The organism is Pseudophaeobacter sp. (genome assembly GCF_039971195.1).
Lineage (GTDB): Bacteria > Pseudomonadota > Alphaproteobacteria > Rhodobacterales > Rhodobacteraceae > Pseudophaeobacter.
The window spans coordinates 1-21,452 of the sequence record NZ_JBDWPJ010000010.1; the positions used below are offsets into that span (position 1 = coordinate 1).

A 21,452-nucleotide genomic window follows, 5' to 3' on the forward strand; every position below is an offset into this window, starting at 1 on the left:
TGACATTGGGGCGCAATGCACTTTCAGGCAGTGAGTGGGATCATGTTTGGCCGGTTGAAAGACTGGCGGCGCGTGGCAACCCGCTATGACCGGTGCCCCAAGGTCTTCCTGTCTGCCATCGCTCTCGCCGCAACAGTCATAAGCTGGTTAGGAGAGATGAGCCTAGACCCAACCGCGCGCGCCGTGAGGCGCGCGCTGGGCCCAACAGGAGCGGGGCATCTGTGATGCACCTGGCTCTTGGCGGGAGCGCTTGGTGGTGTGTTCAGCCGCCAGGCTGCAGCCCCAGGTTTTGCAAAACAGCGCCCATCTCTGCCTGCCAGCGGGTTTTCAGCTCGGCATTGGGGCTGCGGCGCAGCCCAAGAGATTTGAGTCCATCAAAAGCCGCGGAGGCCTCGGCGCCAAAACTGGCCGCCACCCGTGGCCACCAATAGTTGATTGCGGCTTGCAGATCGCCTTTGCCTCTGTCCTGGATCAGCCGTTCCAGGCCTTCCTGCGCCAGTTCTGCGTGGCGGGCCTCAATGGGAGCAATGGCGCGAAAGGCCTCTGCTAAGGGCTGGTAAGATATCATCGAGAATTCCGCCAGTTGCACCACAACCGCGCGGCCCATCAGCAGGTTCATCACCACCGCATCGGCCCAGCCTTCCAGCGGATAGTTGAACACCGCCAGCCGCATGTCATGGTCCGAGCGTTGTTGGCCGATGTCAGCATCCCGATGAAGCCGGGCGGTCCAGGGGTGGTGATCGGCGTAGCGCTCGGTATCAGCCCCAAACTCGCCCATGATCTGCAGTACCCGGTCAGCGTTGTCGCTTTTCTCCAGCACGATTTTGGCGGCGGCAATGCGTGCCTTGATGCCGGGGCCTTCGTTGATGATATCGGCAAAGCCTGCCGCCCCGGCCAGCTCGCTGTCCACAAAGGTGGCCATCAGTTTCAGCAAGGCAGCGCGGTAGCGCGGAGGAACATTGGCAGGGTTGCTCAACATCCCGCCCTGGGCGAGGTAGCTCTCAATGCTCATGTCGTCGGCCATGATGTCTCTCTCCTTTGAAACGCGTTACTGATCGTAGTCGACCACAACCTTGTCGGTTACTGGGAAGGCCTGACAGGAGAGCACATAGCCCTTCTCGACCTCGTAGTCCTCTAGCGCATGGTTGGCGACCATATCGACTTCGCCTTCAATCACCTTGCAGCGGCAGGTCGAACAGACCCCGGCCTTGCAGGCATAGGGCGCGTCCATGGCGTTTTCCAAGGCGGCATCCAGAAGGGTCATGTCCTTATTCATCTGCACTGTCTGAGTGGCCCCATCCAGGGTGATGGCTGCGGTGGATTGGTTCGCCGCAGTGGTGGCGCCTTGGCTGCCTTCCTTGCGTTTGGCGCGGCCGGGCTGGGCGCTGGCAAAGAGTTCAAATTTGATCTGGCCATCCTCCAGTCCGGCGCTGCGCAGGGCGGCGGCGATGCCCAGCATCATCGGCTCCGGCCCGCAGATAAAGGCAGTGTCGACGGATTTGATGTCGATCCAGTGTTCAAACAGCTGAGCGCATTTCTCTTCGGTGACCAAGCCGGTGAAAAGATCGATTTCCTGGGCGTCTGATTCCAGTATATGGATTACGTTGAAGCGCCCCATATAGATGTTTTTCAGGTCTTCCAGCTCTTCGCGGAACATGATCGTGTTCACGCCCTTGTTGGCATAGACCAAGGTGAAGGTGGACTCTGGCTCGGCTTCCAGGGTGGTCTTCAGGATCGACAGCACCGGGGTGACACCGGAACCGCCGGCAAAACCGAGATAGTTCCTGGCCGAACCGGCATCCAATGGGGTGAAAAAGCTGCCCATCGGGGGCATTGCGTCCAGCATGTCGCCTGTCTGCAGTTCTGTATTGGCCCAGGTCGAGAAGGCGCCGCCATCGACCCGTTTGATGCCGACTTGCAGGATGCCGTCACCCTTGCCGGCACAGATCGAATAGCTGCGGCGAAGTTCTTCGCCGTCAAAATCGCGCCGGAAGGTCAGGTATTGGCCCTGGGTGAAATCAAATTCCGCGGCCGCGCCATTGGCGGGCTTCAGAGAAACCACAACCGCATCGCGGATGGTTTTGCGGACATCGGTAACTTCGAGTTGGTGGAAGCGCGCCATGGAGCTCTCCTCAGATGCACTTGAAATAATCAAAGGGTTCAAGGCAGTCCTGGCAGCGCCAGTGAGCCTTACAGGGGGTGGAGCCAAACTGGCTCACACGGGTGACATTCTTGCTTTGGCAGTTGGGGCAGCGCTCTGGTCCGCCAGCAGCCTGCGGCGGAGCGATGCCGTAGTCTTCCAGCTTGGCGCGGCCCTTTTCGGACATCCAGTCGGTGGTCCAGGGGGGCGAGATCTGGGTTTTGAGCTGGATTTTCTCCAGCCCGTGGTCGCGCAGCGCGGTCTCGATATCGAGGTTGATGATGGCCGTGGCCGGGCAGCCCGAATAGGTCGGAGTGACGGAGACGACGAGAGTGTCTTCCTGCCATTCGACACCGCGAATGATGCCCAGATCGACCAGGCTGATCACCGGGATTTCCGGATCGGGCACAGCATCGAGCCAATCCCAGATCTGGTCTACGCTTGGTTTTTCAACGACTTGCTTCATGCGTTCTGTCCTTGGCTACGCCCCGCCTGGCCGGAAGGCCAGGCAGCGCCCGTCCGCCCCCATGGGCGGGCGCGTCGCTTCCGCCCGCGGGCAGGAACTGCCCTAAGCGGTGTCGCGCAATTTACCAGCTGGCGCCGGGATAGGCGCGCTGCAGCCACTGCATCTGGGTCAGCAAATGGCCCAGATGTTCGGTATGCATGGCACCGGTGCGGCCGCCCTTATGGGCAAAGGCACTGTCCGGAATGGTCAGCGTGGCCTCCGCTAGAACCCGGTTGATCAACGCATCATAATCGGCGCGCAGCGTTGCCGGATCCGGCGCGATGCCCGCTGCCACCATGGAGGCGTCCACATCATCAGAGACAAACATCTCACCCACATAGGGCCAAAGGTAGTCAAGCGCCGCCTGCATGAAGCCGTGGCTTTCAGCAGTGCCATCGCCCAGACCCACAACCGTATCGGCCGAGCGTTCCAGGTGATACGCCACCTCTTTGCTGGTCTTGGCTGCGATGGCTGCGATGCGCTCATCCGAGGACTTCATCAGGTGTCCCAGCTGGATCGAATGCCAGGCATCAAACAGGAACTGGCGCATCAGGGTGCGGCCAAAGTCCTCGTTTGGAACCTCGACCAGCAGCACATTGCGGAAATCCCAGACGTCACGCAAAAAGGCCAGATCATCGGCAGTTTTGCCTTCGCCCTGAGTTTCAGCCGCGAGGCCCAGCCACATCTGGGTCTGACCAATCAGATCCAGCGCGGTATTGGCCAGGGCAATATCCTCTTCCAGCACCGGCGAATGGCCACACCATTCGCTGACCCGGTGACCAAGGATCAGGGTATTGTCGCCCATGCGCAGCAGGAACTGAAACAGGGCCTCATCTTGTGTGAGCTTGCCCGCCATTACATCGCTCCCACTTCGTCGGGAATGTCAAAGAAGGTCGGGTGACGGTAGACCTTGCTCTCGGAGGGTTCATAAAGCGGGCCCTTGTCGCTGGGTGAGGAGGCGGCGATATTATTGGCCTCGACCACCCAGATCGACACGCCCTCATTGCGGCGGGTATAGACGTCGCGGGCGTTTTTGATTGCCATTTCGGCGTCTGGCGCATGCAGCGAGCCGACGTGGCGGTGGCTCATGCCGTGCTGGCCGCGGATGAAGACTTCCCAGAGGGGCCATTCGTTTTTCATAGCTCAGTTCTCCTGGCTGGGGCGGCCCTGACAATCTGTCAGGGCGCCTAATCGGTTTGATTGCAGCTGCGGCTTATTCAGCCGCCACTTTGCGAGCGGCCTTTTTTTTGCGGGCATGGGCCAGCAGACCGTCGCGCACCCATTGGCCGTCTTTCCAGGCCTTGTTGCGCGCCGCCAGCCGGTCCACGTTGCAGGGGCCATTGCCCTGGATCACGTCAAAGAACTCGGCCCAGTCAGGGTCTGAATAGTCGTAGCTGCCGCGCTCTTCGTTCCATTTGATGCCATCGTCCGGCAGGTCGAGACCAAGGAATTCGATCTGCGGCACAGTTTGATCGACAAATTTCTGGCGCAGCTCGTCATTGGTGTTCATTTTGATTTTCCAGGCCATGGACTGCTCGGAATGGGTCGAGTCCTTGTCCGAGGGGCCAAACATCATCAGCGCCGGGAACCAGAGGCGGTTGACCGCATCCTGGGCCATCTTCTTTTGCGCGGGTGTCCCTTCGGCCATCTTGCGGATGGCGTCAAAGCCCTGACGTGCGTGGAAGCTCTCTTCTTTGCAAACCCGGATCATGGCGCGCGAATAAGGCCCGAACGAAGTTCGCTGCAGCGGCACTTGGTTCAAAATGGCAGCGCCATCCACCAGCCAGCCCACGGCGCCCATATCGGCCCAGTTCAATGTGGGGTAGTTGAAGATGGAGGAGTATTTCATCCGCCCGTCCAACAGTTTTTCTGTCAGCTCATCCCGCGAGACGCCCAGCGTTTCAGCCGCACAATAGAGGTAAAGCCCGTGGCCGGCCTCATCCTGCACCTTGGCCAGAAGGATCGCCTTGCGCTCCAGGGTCGGCGCGCGGGTGATCCAGTTGCCCTCGGGCAGCTGGCCGACAATTTCTGAATGGGCGTGCTGACCGATCTGGCGGATTAGGGTCTTGCGATAGCCCGCAGGCATCCAATCCTTGGGTTCGATCTTTTCGCCGGCATCAATGCGGGCCTGAAAGGCGGCCAGCTTTTCGGGATCATCCGTTGAGGCTTCGGATTTGACCATCTGTGCATACATGACTTGCTCCTCCCCTATAGGGTTGCTGGCTTAAACGCGTTCGAGGATCAGGGCCGTGCCCTGACCGACACCAACACACATGGTGCACAGCGCATAGCGCCCACCGGTGCGTTGCAATTGATAGGCGGCTGTCAGCACCAGACGGGCGCCGGACATGCCAAGCGGGTGACCAATGGCGATGGCGCCCCCGTTAGGATTCACATGGGGCGCGTCATCGGCAATGCCAAGCTCCCGAAGTGTCGCAAGCCCCTGCGAGGCAAAGGCCTCGTTCAGCTCAATCACATCCATCTGGTCGATGCTCAGCCCTGTGCGGGCCAGCACCTTGCGGGTGGCAGGCACCGGGCCAATGCCCATGACGCGGGGCTCGACCCCGGCGGCGGCCATGCCAACAATCCGCGCCATTGGCTTCAAGCCGTTTTTGGCTGCAGCGGCTTCATTTGCCATCAAGATAGCAGCAGCGCCATCGTTGACGCCAGAGGCATTGCCAGCAGTCACCGTGAGGTCGGGGCCATTGACACCTTTGAGCTTGGCCAGTTTGTCGGCGCCGGTGCCCGGACGGGGGTGTTCATCGGTATCCACCACCAAGGGGTCGCCCCTGCGCTGCGGCACGGAAACCGGGGTGATCTCGTCGCCAAAGACACCGGCCTCGTGGGCCGCAGCCCAACGGGCCTGGCTGCGGGCGGCAAAGGCATCCTGGTCGGCGCGGCTGATGCCGTAGTCAGTCGCCACGTTGTCGGCGGTTTGTGGCATTGAATCAGTGCCATACATCGCCTGCATCTTCTTGTTTACAAAGCGCCAGCCGATGGTGGTGTCATAGACCTGATTGGCGCGGGTAAAGGCCGATGTCGCCTTGGGCATTACAAAAGGCGCGCGGCTCATGCTTTCGACGCCGCCAGCAATGGCCATGTCATAGTCGCCGGCGCGGATCCCGCGTGAGGCCATGCCCACCGCATCCATGCCCGAAGCACAAAGGCGGTTGATGGTGGTGCCGGGGACATCTATCGGCAGTCCTGCCAGCAGCGCTGCCATGCGGGCAACATTTCGGTTGCTCTCACCGGCCTGATTGGCATCGCCAAGAATCACATCATCAATGCTGGCCCAGTCAACCTGCGGATTGCGCGCCGCCAGGGCGGCAATCGGCGCGGCGGCCAGATCGTCGGTGCGCACCTGGCTGAGGGCGCCGCCGTAGCGGCCAATCGGGGTTCGGGTGGCATCGCAGATGAATGCATCCATGGTGTTCGCGTCTCCTGTCTGGCGGCGAAATAAGCCGACCGTTGGGTCGGTATAATGCTGCTTTGCGATTCGTGGCAAGTAAAACGTAACAGGTTTTTCCTCCTTGGCTGAATTGTGTAACGTATCTTCTTTACTCTAGTGACTTCACGTCGTGCGATAGCCCTGTAGGTTTTTGGTTGCAGGTGGGGGCAGGCTTGGATCATGGTAAAACAGAACGTTCGGTCTGTGAATTGATCGCCGAAGGTCTACCGCTTGAGAATGTGCAGCGGGCAGGCGGTCCGGCTGGGTGGAAGGAGGGAAGAGGATGACGAAAGCTTTGCGCATCGGAGGCGCCAGCGGGTTTTGGGGTGATGCCAGCGTGGCAACGCCGCAATTGCTGGCGGCAGGCGGGCTGGATTTCATTGTCTATGACTACCTGGCCGAGATCACCATGGCGATCCTGGCGCGGGCGCGGGACAAGGATCCACAGGCCGGCTTTGCCACCGATTTTGTCACTGCAGCCATGGCGTCAAACCTGGCTGAGATCGCCCGGCAAGGCGTCAAAATCGTGTCTAACGCAGGGGGAATGAACCCAGTAGCCTGTGCTGTAGCGCTGCGGTCAGAGATCGAAGCGCAGGGCCTGCAGTTGAAGGTGGCGGTGGTCATGGGCGATGATCTGTTGCCACAGCGCGATGAAATAGCACAGTCTGCGCCGCGCGAAATGTTTCGCGACACTGCCCTGCCGCCGGTAGAGAAGATCGCCAGTATCAATGCCTACCTCGGCGCCTTTCCCATTGCGGCAGCCCTGGACCGCGGTGCCGATATTGTCATCACTGGGCGCTGTGTTGACAGCGCTGTCACTCTGGGCGCAGCGATCCACCATTTTGGCTGGGCAGCCAGTGATCTGGATGCTTTGGCCGGGGGTAGTCTGGCTGGACATATTCTGGAATGCGGCCCGCAGGCTACAGGTGGCAACTTTACCGATTGGCGCGAGGTGGCAGAGGGTCTGGCAGAGATCGGCTATCCTATTGCGGAGCTGTTTGCCGACGGCAGTTTTGACGTCAGCAAGCCCGAAGGATCTGGCGGCATGGTCTCGCGCGGCACGGTCGCCGAGCAGATGCTCTATGAAATTGGCGATCCGCAGGCCTATCTTTTGCCGGATGTGGCCTGTGATTTTTCGCAGGTGACAGTGCAGGAAACGGGCGAGGATCGGGTGCACGTCGCAGGTGCGCGTGGGCTTGGCGTGCCAGATAGCTACAAAACCTGTCTGACCTGGGCAGATGGCTATCGCTCCGGGCATGTCTTTACCTTCTATGGGCTGGAGGCCGAAGCGAAAGCGCAGCATTTTGCCGATACCGTATTGAAGCGCTGTCGGACTGCTTTGGCGCGAATGCAGGCACCGGACTACAGCGATGTCAGTGTTGAACTACTGGGGGCAGAAAGCCAGTTTGGTGGCCTGCGTAATGCGGCCCCGGCGCGCGAGGTGGCTGCCAAGATCGCTGTTCGCCATGCGGATGCCCGCGCCGTTGGTCTGTTTTTGAAAGAGGCCACGGGGCTTGGCCTGGCAACGCCTCCGGGGCTCAGTGGCTTTGCCGGGGCGCGGCCCAAACCCTCTCCGGTGATGGCGCTATTCTCCTATTTGACCCCCAAAGATCAGGTCCGGGTTCTGCTGCAGGATGAGGCAGGGGAGCTGGACTGCTCCACAATGTCACCTCAGCCGGTGATCCAAACCGCCCGTCTTGAAGCCCCTCAGGCTCCCCAAGCCAACCGCCTAGCCGAAGTGCCGTTGGTCGATCTGGCCTGGGCTCGCAGTGGTGACAAGGGCGACATTGCCAATATCGGCGTGATCGCGCGGGATCCGGCGCTGATGCCCTGGATCTGGGCCGCCATGACGCCCGCGCATCTGCGTCAGGTCTTTGGCCATTTTCTGCAAGATCCCGGCACCGCCCGGATCGAACGATTCTACCTGCCTGGCAGCAGCGCGCTGAACATCCTGCTGCACGGGGCGCTGGGCGGCGGCGGTACGTCATCGCTGCGCAATGATCCGCAGGCCAAGGGCTATGCCCAGCTGTTGCTGGCCGCGCCGATCCCAGTGGATGCGGATCTACTTGCAGGGCTGGCAGGGCAAAAATGATGTACCAAAAAAGAATGAGATCACTGGTTTATGAGCACGCAGTGAACGGCGGCAAACAAACTGGTTCAAGGATCAACCCGATGAGGATATGCCGATGAAGGCTTTTGAAAGCAGGATCAACAGCGCCAGCGACAGTTTTGCCCAAAACCAGGCCGATATGCTGGCGCAGGTGGAGCGTATGCGGGTGTTGGAAGCCCGCGCCGCAGCCAAATCAGAGCAGCGCCGACCGGTCTTTGACAAACGCGGCCAGCTATCGCCGCGCGAACGTCTGGCAGCGCTCCTAGATACGGGCATGCCTTTTCTCGAACTCTACAATATGGCCTCCTATTTGGTGGACGATCCAGATCCGGAAACCTCGATCCCGGGCGCCTCGATCATCCTGGGGATTGGCTATGTCTCGGGCGTGCGCGCTATGGTTTTTGTCGATGACGCGGGCATCAATGCCGGCGCGATGACCGGGAAATCGGTGGACAAGGCGCTAGGGGCGATAGATATCGCGCTGAAACAAAAACTGCCCTTCATTCATCTGGTGGAAAGTGCGGGCGCGGATCTGACCCGCTACACGGTGGAGCTTTGGGCGCATGGAGGCGGCATGTTCGCAGGTCTGGCACGGCTCTCGGCGGCGGGCAATCCGGTAATTACGGTACTGCATGGGGCCTCCACTGCAGGCGGGGCTTATCAGCCTGGATTGTCGGACTATGTGATCGGGGTCAAGGGCAACGGGATGGCGATGCTGGCGGGTGCGGCTTTGGTGCAGGCGGCAACGGGTGAGGTCGCCAAGGATGCCGATCTGGGCGGTGCTGAAATGCATGCCGATGTCACCGGACTGGTCGAATACCTCGCCGAAGATGACGCCCATGGGCTGGAGATCGCCCGCGATGTTGTGGCAGGGCTCGGCTGGCAGGGCTGCGCTTCGACACTTGCAGAATATGCGGCCCCAAAATATGCAGCCGAGGAACTGGCCGGGGCCATTCCTGCGGATTACCGCAAGCCCTACGATATGCGGGAATTGGCAGCGCGACTAGTAGATGGCTCGGTGCTGCGGGATTTTAAACCCGGATATGGTCCGGCCTTGGTGTGCCTTCAGGCCCATATCATGGGGCAGCCGGTGGGTATCCTCGGCAATAACGGCCCGATTGATCCAGATGGCGCCACCAAGGCGGTGCATTTCTTGCAGGCGATGGATCAGGCGGGCACGCCGGTGGTCTTTCTCGGCAATACCACGGGCTACATGGTTGGCACCGAATATGAGCGTGCCGGCATGATCAAACATGGCTCCAAGATGATCCAGGCGGTGACCAATCTGCGCGTGCCCAAGATCTCGCTTTACACCGGGGCCAGTTTTGGCGCTGGCAATTATGGAATGTGCGGTCATGCCTTTGGCGCTGATTTCCTGTTCACCTGGCCCAATGCCATGACCGGGGTGATGGGCGGCGAACAGGCGGCCCTGACCATGGAACAGGTGGCGCGGCGCACTGCTGCGCGCAAAGGCATCGAGGTGGACGAGGCACGTCTGGCCAAACAGAGCGCCGGAATTGCCGCCCATTTTGACAACCAGTCGGATGCGTTTTTCACCTCTGGGCGGATGCTCGATATGGGCATGATCGACCCGCGCGACAGCCGCAGGGTGATCGGCTTTTGCCTTGCCACCTGCATGGAAGCGCGGCGGCGTGATCTCAACCCCAATGCCTTTGGCGTGGGCCGGGCCTGATGGGAGAGGATCAGACAATGACGGATTTCAATTCGATTTTGGTGGCCAACCGCGGCGAGATCGCCCTGCGCATCATGCGCACGGCCCGCGCCATGGGGCTGAGCTGTATTGCGATCTATACCGAGGCCGACGCGGATAGCCCGCATGTGGGTTTTGCCGACCGGGCCATTTGCATTGGTGCCGGACCGGTGGGGGACAGCTATCTGGACATGGGCAAGGTTCTCGCCGCCGCTGCCGAAGTCGGCGCCGAAGCGGTGCATCCCGGCTATGGCTTCCTGTCGGAGAGTGTCGAATTTGCTCAGGCCTGTCAGGATGCGGGCCTCGTGTTTATTGGCCCCAGCCCCAATGCCATTGCCCTGATGGGCAACAAGGCTGCCGCCAAGCGCCGGATGATCGAGGCAGGCGTGCCCTGCGTGCCGGGCTATGAAGGTGCCGATCAGGCTGCAAGCCTGCTCAAGGCAGAGGCCGACCTGATCACCTATCCGGTGATGATCAAAGCCGCCGCTGGTGGCGGTGGACGTGGCATGCGTCTGGTGTCATCGGCAGAGGATTTCCTCTCGGCGCTGGAGCTCGCCAAAAGCGAGGCAAAGGCCGCCTTTGGCTCGGATGAGATGATCCTGGAAAAGGCCGTGATGCAGCCGCGCCATGTGGAGTTTCAGGTCTTTGCCGATGCCTCGGGCCATTGTGTCCACCTAGGGGAGCGGGACTGTTCGGTGCAGCGTCGCCATCAGAAGGTGGTCGAAGAATCTCCCTGTCCGGTGATGACGCCAGAGCTGCGCGCCAGAATGGGTGCAGCGGCGGTCGAGGCTGCGCGGGCGATCAACTATCTGGGCGCGGGCACCGTAGAGTTCCTGCTGGACGGTAGCGGCGCCTTCTATTTCCTGGAGATGAACACCCGTCTGCAGGTGGAACATCCGGTGACGGAGATGGTCACCGGGCTGGATCTGGTGGCCCTGCAAATTCGCGCCGCACGGGGGCAGGATCTGGGCTTTGCCCAGGAAGACCTGTCCTTGCAGGGGCATGCCATCGAGGTGCGGCTCTATGCTGAAGATCCAAGCCAGGACTTCCTGCCACAATCGGGGCTGATCCATCAGTGGCAGCCGCCAGAGGCAGCGGGGATCCGGGTCGATGCTGGTATTCGATCTGGCCAAGAGGTCTCAGCCTTTTATGACCCGATGCTGGCCAAGCTGATTGCTCATGGCTCTAATAGGGCGGAAGCCTTGCAACGGCTGATCGCGGCGCTGGGCGATACGGTGTTGTTTGGCCCGGCCTGCAATCGCGACTTCCTGATGGATGTGCTGCGCCACGAGGTCTTTGCCAGCGGGGAAGCCACAACCGGGTTTATCGCCGATCATTTCGACCCTTTGCCAGTGCCCGCGGTGACCTCTGGCGATCTGGCACTAGGGGCGGCGCTGATCTACCGGGCCGAACAGGAGGAGCTGGCCGCGGCCTCGCAGATCCCGGCAGAGCTATCTGGTTGGTCCAGTCAGGGGGCATTGCTGGCGCGGATGCAATTGCAGGCTGGATCTGAGGAGGCGGTGACGGTGCTGCTGCAACAGCTGGGCAGCGGCCTGACGCTGCAGGTGGGGGAGGCGTCCCATCATCTAACCCAGCAGGGCGATTGCCTACGCCTAGATGGGCTCCGGGTCGACCTGCGACAACAGTTGAGAGTTGGCGATGAACTGTTTCTGGCCACTGGCAGTCGGCTGTTGAAACTGACCCGTCTGCGGCCCGGTGCCAGCGGTACAGCCGCTGCGGGCGGTGGCGAAGTGCGGGCGCCGATGCATGGTAATCTGCTGGAGATCTGCGTCGAGACCGGTGATCAGGTGGCGGTTGGCACCCGATTGGCAGTGCTGGAAGCGATGAAGATGCAACATGAGATCCTGGCTGAAGTGGCGGGATCCGTGCGCGAGGTTGCGGCTGTGGCAGCAACCCAGGTGAAAGCAGGAGACCTGCTGGTGCAGATGGATCCACAACAGACCACAGAGGAGACCAAGGTATGAATTCAAACCTGTGCAAACGGCTCGGCATCGAGTTTCCGCTTTTTGCCTTTTCCCATTGCCGCGACGTGGTTGCAGCCGTCACCAATGCTGGTGGTATGGGGGTGTTTGGCGCCGCCATGATGTCGCCCGAGGAGCTGGAAGAAGAGCTGACTTGGATTGATGCCCATGTGAATGGCAAGCCCTACGGGGTGGATCTGATTGTGCCCAACAAGTTTGAAGCCAAGGGTGAAGATATCTCGGATGCCCAGATCCTCGCCATGGTGCCCGAAGATCACAAGGGCTTTGCCAATGAGGTGATGCAGTCCCATGGGGTTGAGCCCGGCGATCTGGAGCCGGTACGCGCTGAGCAACTGGTGTTTCGTGAAAACATCAGCGCTGCTGGCGCGCGGCGCAGCCTGGACGTGGCCTTTGCGCATCCAATTGCCCTGATCGCCAATGCACTGGGCCTGCCGCCGCAAGAGATGCTGGAGCGCGGCAAGGCGCAGGGCGTCGCTGTCGGGGCGCTGGTTGGCACGGCGGAGCACGCCCGCGCCCAGGAGGCGGCAGGCGTTGATGTGATCATTGCCGCTGGCGGTGAGGCCGGCGGTCATACCGGCGAGGTCTCTACCATGGTGCTGGTGCCAGAGGTGGTGCAGGCCATCGCCGGATCCGGCGTGCCGGTGCTGGCAGCGGGCGGTATTGCCACTGGTGCGCAGATGGCGGCAGCCATGGCCATGGGGGCGGCGGGCGCCTGGTGTGGCTCTGTCTGGCTGACCACAGCCGAGGCCGAGACCAACCCGGTGGTGAAGGAAAAGATGCTGGCCGCCAGCAGCGCCGATACTGTGCGTTCACGCTCGCGCACTGGCAAACCATCACGCCAGCTTGTCAGCAGCTGGACCGAGGCCTGGGAGGGCAAAGGCGCACCAAAACCCCTGCCGATGCCCCTGCAAACCTTGGTTTCAGAGCCAGCTCTGCAGCTGATCGATCAGATGTCGCAAAAGGGACACGCAGGGGCGCAGGATCTGGCCACCTATTGGGTTGGTCAGGGTGTTGGGTTGATGAACCAGACGATGTCGGCTGGGGGCGTGGTGCAGGCCTTCAAAGAGGATTTTCTCACAGCCTATGAACGGCTGCAATCTGCCCTCGAGGGATAGGTGCATGGTTGGGCCGCACTGATTACACCTGTCAGCGGTAGGCCCTGGCACCAGGCAGAAAATGCGGCGGTGCCAGGTTAGGCGAGACCGGGAAACACTGCCCTGGCGCCGGTCACAATCATTTCAATGGCAATGGCGAGCAGGATCATGCCCATCAGTCTGGCCATAATGACGCGCATTGTATTGCTGAGCGCTTTGCCAAAGGAAGAGGCAAAGAACAAAACAAGGAACAACAGGGCCAGAATTGCGGTGACAACCAGAAGGATGGATACGAAGCCCTCCAGCCCCTTTGCGTGTCCGGCATAGATGATCAGGGTGGCAATGGTTCCGGGTCCGACAATCATCGGGAAGGTGATTGGATAAAAGGCCAGCTCGGAGAGGTCTGCGATTTGCGCCTTCTCCCCATCGGTGCCGTGGTGTGATGTGATGTCCTGCCCGTTGAGCATCGACCAAGCGATATGGGCCAAAACCACACCGCCGGCAATTCTGAACTGATCAATGGAAACTCCAAAGAAGCCAATGATCTGTTGCCCGGCTACTAGAATAATGATGCACATGGCAGTGCAGAAAACGGTCACCTTGATCGCTAGTCTGCGCTGTTGGAGGATGGAGTACTCTGCGGTCAAGGCCAGGTAGATTGGCAGATTCACAAAGGGATTCATGACCGCAAAAAAGGCTCCAAAGGCCCGGGTGAGTTCCGCATAGTCCATAGCGTTTGGTCCAAGTTTCTAGCCAGAAGGACGCCTGAGCAGCGCAGCTATTGGCCATTTCTGCCCCAAAAGGCTAGCAGGGTAAATGGCGAAGGACGCGTTGCCGATATTGATGGACTTTTATGGTCCTTTCACTTTTTGCACCTGCTGTCTCGCCATTTTACTTTACCTGTTTAATAGTTGGAGCAAATTGCCTGGGAGGCCCGCGATGAATATTCTCTACATCATGTTTGATCAGCTCAGGTTCGACTATCTAAGCTGCGCTGGCCATCCGCATCTGCAGACACCGCATATCGACGGGCTGGCCGCAAAGGGGCTGCGCTTTACCCGGGCCTATGTGCAGTCGCCAACCTGTGGCTCCTCGCGCATGTCGAGCTATACCGGTCGCTACCCGTCTTCGCATGGGGTGCAGTTCAACAGCTACCCTTTGAAGGTGGGGGAATGGACCATGGGCGATCATCTGCGTGGCGCGGGCATGAGCTGCAGTCTTATCGGCAAGACCCATATGGTGGCGGATGCCGTGGGTTTGGAGCGGCTGGGGCTGGCGCCGGATAGCATCATTGGGGTGCGGCAAAGCGAATGTGGTTTTGACCCCTATGTGCGCGACGACGGGCTTTGGGCCGAGGGGCCAGCCGGGTTTTATGACCAAAAACGCAGCCCCTATAATGAATATCTGAAACAGCAGGGTTATCCTGGCGACAACCCCTGGAACGATTTTGCCAATGCCGGGGTCGAAGGTGGTGATATCGCCTCGGGCTGGTTCATGGTCAATGCGGACAAGCCTGCCAATATCAGGGAAGAAGACAGCGAGACGCCCTGGCTGACCTCCAAGGCGATAGAGTTCATGGAGGAACGGCGGCGACAGGATGACGGTCCCTGGTGCGCCCATCTGAGCTATATCAAGCCGCATTGGCCCTATATCGTGCCCGCGCCCTATCACGATATGTATGGGCCAAAGGACGTGCTGCCGGTGGTCCGGTCCGAGGCCGAGCGGGAAGATGCGCATCCGGTTTTTGACGGCATGATGAACAATCAGATCGGCAAGTGTTTCAGCCGCAATGAGGTGCGCGAGAAGGTGATCCCGGCCTATATGGGGCTGATAAAACAGGCGGATGATCAGATGGGACGGCTTCTTACCTATCTGGAGGAAACCGGGCGGATGCAGGACACCATGGTGGTGGTGACTTCGGACCACGGCGACTATCTGGGCGATCACTGGCTGGGTGAAAAAAACCTGTTCCACGAGCCCTCGATCAAAGTGCCTCTGATCATCTTTGACCCGCGACCGCAGGCGGATGCCACACGCGGTACAATCTGCGATGCCCTGGTAGAGGCCATCGATCTGGCACCGACCTTTTTGGATTTTGCTGGCGGCACACCCTTGGGGCATATTCTGGAGGGGCGCGACCTGACGCCTTTACTGCACGGGCAAGACCCGGAGTGGCGTGAATATGCGGTGGCGGAGTTTGATTACTCCACCATGCCGCTCTGCGCTAAGCTGGGGCTGGAGCCCAAGGACGCCCGGCTGTTCATGGTGACGGATGCCCGTTGGAAGTTCATGCATGCCGAAGGCGGCCTGCCGCCGATGCTGTTTGATCTGCAAGAAGATCCGGATGAGCTGGTCGATCTGGGTAGATCAGCAGGCCATGGCGCGGTGATTGACCTGATGTACGACCGGCTGCGCCACTGGGGGCTGCGCATGTCACAGCGTACCACTGTGTCGGATTCGCAGATCACAGCGGGGCGTGGAAAATCCGGGCAAAAGGGCATTTTGCTGGGGGTTTTTGAGCCCGAGGATGTGGCGCAGGATCTGACACAGAAAATCCGTGGACCGGTGCCCGGGGGAGGGTGAAGGGCGATTGTTGCCTTGCGGCGGGGCGCTGCCTATGGTGAGGCGAGATTTGGCAATTGCAAAACAGGGTGCATGAACAGTGGCAGGGCAGACCGAAGGGTTACTCAATGCGATCCTTGCGGATATTGACGCCGGCCAGCTGAACCCTGGAGATCTGTTGGATGAAGCCGGGCTGGCGGCGCGCCATCAGGTGTCGCGCACGCCTGTTCGGGAAGTCTTTATTCAATTGGAGGCAGCGGGACTGATCCGGCGCATGCCGCGCAAGGGGGCGGTGCTGTTCAAGCCAACGTTGGAAGAGTTCCTTGCTATTCTGGAGGTTCATGCCAACCTAGAGGGCCAGGCCGCAGGTCTGGCAGCGCGGCGGATGACGGGAGAGCAGGCGGCAGAACTGGAGCAGATCGTGCAGGCCTGCGAGGCCCATGCCGCTCAAAAAGGTGATGGCGATCCCAATGGCTATTACCAGCTGAACCTGCGCTTTCATGGGGCTGTGGCCATGGGCGCCGGAAACCCGTTTCTGGTCGAAATGATCAAGACCAATGCCCGCAAGCTGATGGCCTACTATCGCGCGCGCTATCAGTATCCAGGCTCGATTGCCTTATCTGCCAAGGAGCACCGTGAGATTGCCGAGCTGATCTTTGCGCATGACCGCGCAGCGGCAGAGGCACTGATGGTGCGTCATGTGCAGTTTGATCAGGTCACGGTGATGGATCTATTGGCGGCGCTGGGCTGAGAGGCGGGATGCCTCCGGCGGGAATATTTTTGGAAAGATGATGGGGGAAGGACCTCCTGAAATTTCCGTTACTGCGCCTGTTCGAAGAAGCGCGCCAGGCTTTCGGCAAAGGCGGATTGGTCTGCGGAGTGGCCTAGGCTTTCCTGCGCTTTGTCATAGAAGTCGGGGCCGAGCTCCGGGCGTATTTCCTCGGTCAGGGCACGGATGAAATCATGGCTCATTTCCGGATGATGCTGGCTGGTCCAGATGTGGGTGCCAATGCAAAACCCGGCGTTCAGACCAGTGCTGGTTGCGGTTTCTAGAGCACTGGCGGGCAGCTGGTCGACATATTCACTGTGCGAGCCATAGAGGTTGAGATCCTTAGGCAGGTCTTTGGCCCAGGGAGGTGCTAAACGCATCTGATTGGGGATTACCCCGTGGTTCCACCCTTTTGGGTTTGTGGCCACGGATCCCCCCAGAGCAAGGGCAATGGCCTGGTGGCCAAAACAGGCGCCAAACTGCGGAAACTTGGCCCTCTCCATATCCCTTATCAGATCCAGCAACGGAGCAATCCAGGGTCGGTCACTGCGGGTAGAAGCCGGGCTACCAGTGATCATTGCGCCGTCAAAAGGGGTGAGATCTGTAGGGAAATCTCCCTCATGGATCTGAAACACATCTGTTGTCCAACCGGGCCGCGCCAGCTGAATGAGCTGGGTGAATTTTTCACCATCCAGCGGGTGCTTGGCGGCAAAGGCGCTTTTGTCCGTATTGGTGACCAGAATTGCTAAGTGCATGGATTGGCTCGTGAGTTTTATGTTTACATATTTATGAGGTCTCATAATATACACAAAGCAAGTATTCGGGAAGCCCATTATGACCATCTGGACACCGCAGGACGACGGCTATGCCGATCTGAGCAGCCATGACACTTTTGCCAATGGGGCGCCGCACAATACCTTTGCGCGGTTGCGCCGGGAGGACCCGCTGCATTGGACAGAATATGCGGGCGGTGAAAACTACTGGTCTGTCACGCGCTATGCCGACATCACCCAGATGAACAAGAATACGGAGGTGTTTTCCTCGGCCCGCGGCATTCGCATGGAAGACCAGAGCTATGAGGAATACCTGGCGCGGCGTACCTTTCAGGAGACCGACCCGCCGGAGCACTCCAAGGTGCGGATGAAGCTGATGAAGGCCTTCTCCAAAACATCGATGGCACAGTATGAACAGGAGATCCGCGATATCTGTGTCGAGATCCTGGACCGGGTGCTGCAGCAGGGTACATTTGACGCCACCAAGGAAATCTCCCGGCAATTGCCGATGCGGATGCTGGGGCGCGTAGTAGGCCTGCCCGAGGCGGATCTGCCCTGGCTGGTGGAAAAGGGCGATGCGCTGATTGCCAATACTGACCCGGATTTCACCGCCCATGTGATGGATAAGTTGCAGACGGATGAATACCGGATGATGCCGTTTAACTCACCGGCCGGGGCGGAGCTCTATGTCTATGCCAAGGAATTGATGGCGGATAAGGCCAAGGCGGGCGATACCTCTGGCGTGCTCAATATGATCCTGGAACCGGCTAAGGATGGATCGACCATTACTGAGACCGAGTTTCGCAATTTCTTTTGCCTTTTGGTGGCGGCGGGCAATGACACCACCCGCTATTCGATTGCCGCGGGCATTCAGGCGCTTTGTCATCAGCCGGAGCTGTTGGCGCAGATGCAGGCGGGTGGCGCGATCTGGGAGACGGCGGCGGATGAGATCATCCGCTGGGCCACGCCGGCGATCTATTTTCGCCGCACGGCTACCCGCGATATCGAGATGCATAACAAGCTGATCCGCGAAGGCGACAAGCTGCTCTATTGGTTTGCTTCGGCCAATCGGGATGAGAGTTATTTTGACGACCCCTTCAGGGTCAATCTGATGCGCAGTCCCAACCGCCATCTGGCCTTTGGTCAGTTTGGTCCGCATGTTTGCCTTGGTATGTGGCTGGCGCGGCTGGAAGTCACGGTTCTGTTCCAGGAGCTCGCCAAGCGCATCAGCCATATAGAGGCTGCCGGTCCACAGAAGTTCCTGAGGTCGAATTTTGTCGGTGGCATCAAGGAATTGCCGGTACGTGTCACCTGTCGGTAGATTTTGAGAAAACGATGCCCCTGTGTGGCGCTGAATATGTTAAGTAAAAGCCAAGGCGCTAAGCTAGGGTGATCTTGGCCGGTGTGAACTGGGCCAGGCCAATTTTGAAAGGGACTTGAGATATGAAAACCCGCTTGCGCGCGATGTTCTGTGACCACCTCAGCATCATGCGGGGGAAATACCTGCCCAATTCCAAGATTGGCGATAGTGACACTCGGTTTTGCCGCTCGGTTTTTGGCACCCATTATGATCGGGATCTGCTGGATGCGCCGGGCTCCTTGGTGAAACAGGGGATGCCGGATATGGAGCTGCGCTGGCTGCATGATGACATCCGTGACAGCTGGCATGCCTCGACCAAGGTGGTGCTGGGGGATCTTTATGATGTGGAAGGGGTGCCGCTGGCGCTTTGCCCGCGAGGGACTTTAAAGCGGGCTGTGGCGGCCTGGCAGGCCAAGGGGTTAAGTCCAAAGGTGGGGATCGAGCTGGAGGCCTATGCGTTGCAGGCTGACGATCGTGGCCGGTTGATGCCCTATGATGCGCCAGGGGGCGTGGTCTATGGCACCGGCCCCTTTGCAGATCCTTTGCGGTTCAATGACCGGATCTGGGCGATGGCGGATGAGATGGGGTTCTCATTGGATATGATCACGGCTGAGTTTGACACGCCGCAGTTCGAATACACTCTGACCTTTGATGATGCGGTGAAGGCAGTGGATGACATTGTTTTGTTTCGCCTGATGGCGCGAGAGATCGCTCTGGAATATGGTATCGTGCTGAGCTTTATGCCTAAACCCATTGCCGAGGCAGGGGGCTCGGGCATGCATATCAACTTCTCCTTTGTAGATGAGGCAGGGGGCAATGCGCTGTCTTCAGGGCCACGGGGCGGGCCGGAGCATATGAATGATCTGGCGCGCGGCTGTCTGGCCGGGGTTTTGCGACATCACAAGGGGCTTGCAGGTCTGATTGCACCCACGGCCAATAGTTACATGCGGCTGCAGCCGGGATCGCTGTCGGGCTATTGGCAGAACTGGGGTGGCGATCACCGCAATGTGACCACGCGGATCAGCTCTGAAGGCGGTGCCAAGGCGCGGTTGGAGCACCGGATGGCGGATGCCTCCTCCAACCCCTATACTGCGGTCGCGGCCGTTCTGCAGGCCTCATTGCTCGGGGTGGAGCACGGCTATGAGCTGCCGCCGATGGAGACAGGGGATGGCTTTGATCGCACCGATGCGCGGGAAGGCACAGCGATTGACCTCAAAGGCGCTGTGGCGGATCTGGAGCGGGATACTGCCTTGTCTGAGGCCGTGGGAGCAGAATTGGTCGCTAACCATGTGTTCATGAAACGCAAGGAAGTCCGCAAAACCCGCGATCTGGAAGGCGAGGGAATGCGGGATTTCTACGTTCACTTTATCTAAGCGAGGTCTCGTTCTGGGGCTTTGGCGCTTGCCAGGCGGGGGGCCGTGGCGAAAGCTGCCCAGCTGGCCGTATCTGACTGCCGCGCCGCGACAGCGGCGCTACGAGAAGCAGCGGGCCCGAAGCACCTGCTTCGGGCCCGCCATGGTATCTGGTGGCAGCCGACCAAAGGTCGGCTGCGGTCGCGCCTGCTGCAAGCCTAGCTTGCCGCAGCGAAACCTGCGTCCAGAGCGGTGAGAATGCCTTGAACCTCCTCTGAGGTGAGAACCAGCGGCGGCGAGAGGATGATATTGGGGCCTGAAACCCGCACCATGGCGCCCTCTTGGTAGGTGACCTCCTGCAGGGTGGCCGTGGTCTTTTTGTCGGTTGATGTCTTGGTGTTGCGGTCGGCAACCAGTTCCATCGCGCACATCAACCCATGGCCGCCGCGCACATCGCCGATCAGTTCGTATTTTTCCTGCAAGACGAGCAGCCCCTGATGCAATTCCTGCCCGCGTGCGGCAGCATTTTCCGGTACGTTCAGGCGCTGGGTCTCTTCCATGCAGGCCAGGGCTGCGGCGGCGCCGACGGGATGGCCGGAATAGGTATAGCCATGGCCAATCGCAGCCCGCCCGGTCGCATCCTGCTCAAACACCTCTGCCACTGCCTCGGCAATCATCACCGCGCCAAAGGGGAAGTAACCATTGGTGATCGCCTTGGCGGTACACATGAAATCGGGCTGCACCCCCCAGTGCCGCGACCCGGACCAGGATCCAGTGCGGCCAAAGGCGGTGATCACCTCATCCGCGATCAGCAGGATGCCGTGTTTGGTGCAGATCTCGCGCACACCTGACATAAAGCTCTCATGCGGGGGGATCACCCCACCGGCACCCAAGATAGGCTCCATGATAAAGGCGGCAATGGTTCCAGCCCCTTGAAAGGCAATCTCATCCTCCAGGGCCTGCAGGCAGAGCTGCGCCAGTTTTTCAGGATCGCTCTCATTGAACGGATTGCGATAGGTATAGGGCGCGGGAATGTGGTGGCAGCCAGGCAGGAGCGGCTCGTATTGGGTGCGGAAATTGGCATTGCCGTTTACCGATGCGCCGCCCATATGGGTGCCATGATAGCCCTTTTTCAGGCTAAGGAATTTGGTGCGGCCGGCCTCGCCGCGGATCTTGTGACACTGCCGCGCCAGCCGCAGGGCGGTTTCCACCGAATCCGATCCGCCCGAAGTGAAGAAGGCTCGGGTCAGCCCATCGGGAGCAAAAAACTCGCGGAGGACTTCGGCCAGTTGGATCACCTGATCATTGGAGGTGCCGCGAAAGGTGGAGTAATAGGGCAGCACGTCCAACTGTGCGGCAATGGCATCCTTGATCGGCTGGCAAGAGAAGCCGAGGTTGACGTTCCACAGTCCTCCCACGGCATCAATCACCTCGTGGCCGTCGATATCCTTGATCCGCACGCCTGAGGCGCCGGTGATGATGGCGGGCGGATTGGCCTGGCTGTCGGCGGGATGGGCCATCGGATGCCAGAGCGATTTGGCGTTGTGTTCTTTGAGGAAATTGGAATCTTTCATCGAGGGAACTCCTGATCAGGTCCGGAGAGGACCGGGGTATCTTGAAGGGAA

At 59.9% G+C, this 21,452-nt stretch carries 18 protein-coding genes and 1 pseudogene; 9 read left to right on the top strand and 10 right to left on the bottom strand.

The annotated features are described in order from the left end of the window. Positions 1–39 precede the first annotated feature (39 nt). Positions 40–150: pseudogene (locus tag ABJP42_RS00545) on the top strand (IS5/IS1182 family transposase); the annotation flags it as partial. Positions 151–262: 112 nt separating this feature from the next. Here the strand turns inward: ABJP42_RS00545 and ABJP42_RS00550 are convergent. The 7 genes from ABJP42_RS00550 to pcaF all read right to left on the bottom strand — a co-directional run bounded on the left by ABJP42_RS00550 (position 263) and on the right by pcaF (position 6,072). Next, complete coding sequence (locus ABJP42_RS00550; protein ID WP_348337925.1) at positions 263–1,024, bottom strand: Phenylacetic acid catabolic protein; 762 nt, start codon at positions 1,022–1,024, stop codon at positions 263–265. Positions 1,025–1,048: 24 nt separating this feature from the next. Next, positions 1,049–2,122: a 2Fe-2S iron-sulfur cluster-binding protein gene (locus ABJP42_RS00555; RefSeq protein WP_348337926.1), complete on the bottom strand. Its 1,074-nt coding sequence runs from the start codon at positions 2,120–2,122 to the stop codon at positions 1,049–1,051. Between the two features lie 10 nt (positions 2,123–2,132). Further along, a complete protein-coding gene (gene paaD, locus ABJP42_RS00560; RefSeq protein ID WP_348337927.1) occupies positions 2,133–2,606 on the bottom strand; it encodes a 1,2-phenylacetyl-CoA epoxidase subunit PaaD in 474 nt (157 codons plus the stop codon). A 121-nt stretch (positions 2,607–2,727) separates the two neighbouring features. Beyond that, entirely contained in the window at positions 2,728–3,501 is a 774-nt protein-coding gene (paaC, locus tag ABJP42_RS00565; protein ID WP_348337928.1) for a 1,2-phenylacetyl-CoA epoxidase subunit PaaC, read from the bottom strand. Next, positions 3,501–3,785, bottom strand: a complete 285-nt coding sequence (gene paaB, locus ABJP42_RS00570; protein ID WP_348337929.1) for a 1,2-phenylacetyl-CoA epoxidase subunit PaaB — start codon at positions 3,783–3,785, stop codon at positions 3,501–3,503. Before paaB ends, paaC begins: the two co-directional genes overlap by 1 nt. Before the next feature lie 73 nt (positions 3,786–3,858). Beyond that, positions 3,859–4,839 carry a 1,2-phenylacetyl-CoA epoxidase subunit PaaA gene (paaA, locus tag ABJP42_RS00575; RefSeq protein WP_348337930.1) on the bottom strand — a complete coding sequence of 327 codons (981 nt, stop codon included), beginning with the start codon at positions 4,837–4,839 and terminating at the stop codon, positions 3,859–3,861. Between the two features lie 30 nt (positions 4,840–4,869). Beyond that, the gene (pcaF, locus tag ABJP42_RS00580) at positions 4,870–6,072 is read right to left on the bottom strand and encodes a 3-oxoadipyl-CoA thiolase (RefSeq protein WP_348337931.1); all 1,203 of its coding nucleotides are present in this window, start codon (positions 6,070–6,072) and stop codon (positions 4,870–4,872) included. A gap of 304 nt (positions 6,073–6,376) precedes the next feature. On the opposite strand from pcaF, the gene ABJP42_RS00585 reads away from it, so the two are divergent. The 4 genes from ABJP42_RS00585 (at position 6,377) to ABJP42_RS00600 (ending at position 13,032) form a co-directional block, all read left to right on the top strand. Next, on the top strand, positions 6,377–8,185 hold the full coding sequence (locus ABJP42_RS00585) for an acyclic terpene utilization AtuA family protein (protein ID WP_348337932.1): 1,809 nt from the start codon (positions 6,377–6,379) through the stop codon (positions 8,183–8,185). Positions 8,186–8,279: 94 nt separating this feature from the next. After that, positions 8,280–9,896, top strand: a complete 1,617-nt coding sequence (locus ABJP42_RS00590) for an acyl-CoA carboxylase subunit beta (RefSeq protein ID WP_348337933.1) — start codon at positions 8,280–8,282, stop codon at positions 9,894–9,896. Positions 9,897–9,913: 17 nt separating this feature from the next. Next, positions 9,914–11,899 (top strand): acetyl/propionyl/methylcrotonyl-CoA carboxylase subunit alpha, encoded by a 1,986-nt coding sequence (locus ABJP42_RS00595; protein WP_348337934.1) that lies wholly within the window; start codon positions 9,914–9,916, stop codon positions 11,897–11,899. Beyond that, complete coding sequence (locus tag ABJP42_RS00600) at positions 11,896–13,032, top strand: nitronate monooxygenase (protein ID WP_348337935.1); 1,137 nt, start codon at positions 11,896–11,898, stop codon at positions 13,030–13,032. The genes ABJP42_RS00595 and ABJP42_RS00600 overlap by 4 nt, the downstream gene beginning before the upstream one ends. 77 nt (positions 13,033–13,109) lie before the next feature. On the opposite strand, the gene ABJP42_RS00605 is transcribed toward ABJP42_RS00600, so the two are convergent. After that, positions 13,110–13,742 carry a MarC family protein gene (locus ABJP42_RS00605; RefSeq protein WP_348337936.1) on the bottom strand — a complete coding sequence of 211 codons (633 nt, stop codon included), beginning with the start codon at positions 13,740–13,742 and terminating at the stop codon, positions 13,110–13,112. Between the two features lie 208 nt (positions 13,743–13,950). Between ABJP42_RS00605 and ABJP42_RS00610 the strand changes: the two genes are divergently transcribed. Then, positions 13,951–15,594, top strand: a complete 1,644-nt coding sequence (locus tag ABJP42_RS00610; RefSeq protein ID WP_348337937.1) for a sulfatase-like hydrolase/transferase — start codon at positions 13,951–13,953, stop codon at positions 15,592–15,594. 79 nt (positions 15,595–15,673) lie between these two features. Then, complete coding sequence (locus tag ABJP42_RS00615; RefSeq protein ID WP_348337938.1) at positions 15,674–16,324, top strand: GntR family transcriptional regulator; 651 nt, start codon at positions 15,674–15,676, stop codon at positions 16,322–16,324. 68 nt (positions 16,325–16,392) lie between these two features. On the opposite strand, the gene ABJP42_RS00620 is transcribed toward ABJP42_RS00615, so the two are convergent. Next, positions 16,393–17,097 carry a type 1 glutamine amidotransferase gene (locus tag ABJP42_RS00620; RefSeq protein WP_348337939.1) on the bottom strand — a complete coding sequence of 235 codons (705 nt, stop codon included), beginning with the start codon at positions 17,095–17,097 and terminating at the stop codon, positions 16,393–16,395. A 79-nt stretch (positions 17,098–17,176) separates the two neighbouring features. On the opposite strand from ABJP42_RS00620, the gene ABJP42_RS00625 reads away from it, so the two are divergent. Next, complete coding sequence (locus ABJP42_RS00625; RefSeq protein ID WP_348337940.1) at positions 17,177–18,436, top strand: cytochrome P450; 1,260 nt, start codon at positions 17,177–17,179, stop codon at positions 18,434–18,436. 122 nt (positions 18,437–18,558) lie between these two features. Then, positions 18,559–19,848 (top strand): type I glutamate--ammonia ligase, encoded by a 1,290-nt coding sequence (locus ABJP42_RS00630; RefSeq protein ID WP_348337941.1) that lies wholly within the window; start codon positions 18,559–18,561, stop codon positions 19,846–19,848. A 197-nt stretch (positions 19,849–20,045) separates the two neighbouring features. Here ABJP42_RS00630 and ABJP42_RS00635 read toward each other — a convergent pair whose 3' ends face one another. Continuing rightward, positions 20,046–21,401 (bottom strand): aspartate aminotransferase family protein, encoded by a 1,356-nt coding sequence (locus ABJP42_RS00635; RefSeq protein WP_348337942.1) that lies wholly within the window; start codon positions 21,399–21,401, stop codon positions 20,046–20,048. Between the last annotated feature and the right edge of the window lie 51 nt (positions 21,402–21,452).

Coding starts and splice junctions, on each gene's coding strand:
- ABJP42_RS00550 (WP_348337925.1), bottom strand. CDS start 1,024: ATGGCCGACGACATGAGCATTGAGAGCTACCTCGCCCAGGGCGGGATG.
- ABJP42_RS00555 (WP_348337926.1), bottom strand. CDS start 2,122: ATGGCGCGCTTCCACCAACTCGAAGTTACCGATGTCCGCAAAACCATC.
- paaD (WP_348337927.1), bottom strand. CDS start 2,606: ATGAAGCAAGTCGTTGAAAAACCAAGCGTAGACCAGATCTGGGATTGG.
- paaC (WP_348337928.1), bottom strand. CDS start 3,501: ATGGCGGGCAAGCTCACACAAGATGAGGCCCTGTTTCAGTTCCTGCTG.
- paaB (WP_348337929.1), bottom strand. CDS start 3,785: ATGAAAAACGAATGGCCCCTCTGGGAAGTCTTCATCCGCGGCCAGCAC.
- paaA (WP_348337930.1), bottom strand. CDS start 4,839: ATGTATGCACAGATGGTCAAATCCGAAGCCTCAACGGATGATCCCGAA.
- pcaF (WP_348337931.1), bottom strand. CDS start 6,072: ATGGATGCATTCATCTGCGATGCCACCCGAACCCCGATTGGCCGCTAC.
- ABJP42_RS00585 (WP_348337932.1), top strand. CDS start 6,377: ATGACGAAAGCTTTGCGCATCGGAGGCGCCAGCGGGTTTTGGGGTGAT.
- ABJP42_RS00590 (WP_348337933.1), top strand. CDS start 8,280: ATGAAGGCTTTTGAAAGCAGGATCAACAGCGCCAGCGACAGTTTTGCC.
- ABJP42_RS00595 (WP_348337934.1), top strand. CDS start 9,914: ATGACGGATTTCAATTCGATTTTGGTGGCCAACCGCGGCGAGATCGCC.
- ABJP42_RS00600 (WP_348337935.1), top strand. CDS start 11,896: ATGAATTCAAACCTGTGCAAACGGCTCGGCATCGAGTTTCCGCTTTTT.
- ABJP42_RS00605 (WP_348337936.1), bottom strand. CDS start 13,742: ATGGACTATGCGGAACTCACCCGGGCCTTTGGAGCCTTTTTTGCGGTC.
- ABJP42_RS00610 (WP_348337937.1), top strand. CDS start 13,951: ATGAATATTCTCTACATCATGTTTGATCAGCTCAGGTTCGACTATCTA.
- ABJP42_RS00620 (WP_348337939.1), bottom strand. CDS start 17,097: ATGCACTTAGCAATTCTGGTCACCAATACGGACAAAAGCGCCTTTGCC.
- ABJP42_RS00625 (WP_348337940.1), top strand. CDS start 17,177: ATGACCATCTGGACACCGCAGGACGACGGCTATGCCGATCTGAGCAGC.
- ABJP42_RS00630 (WP_348337941.1), top strand. CDS start 18,559: ATGAAAACCCGCTTGCGCGCGATGTTCTGTGACCACCTCAGCATCATG.
- ABJP42_RS00635 (WP_348337942.1), bottom strand. CDS start 21,401: ATGAAAGATTCCAATTTCCTCAAAGAACACAACGCCAAATCGCTCTGG.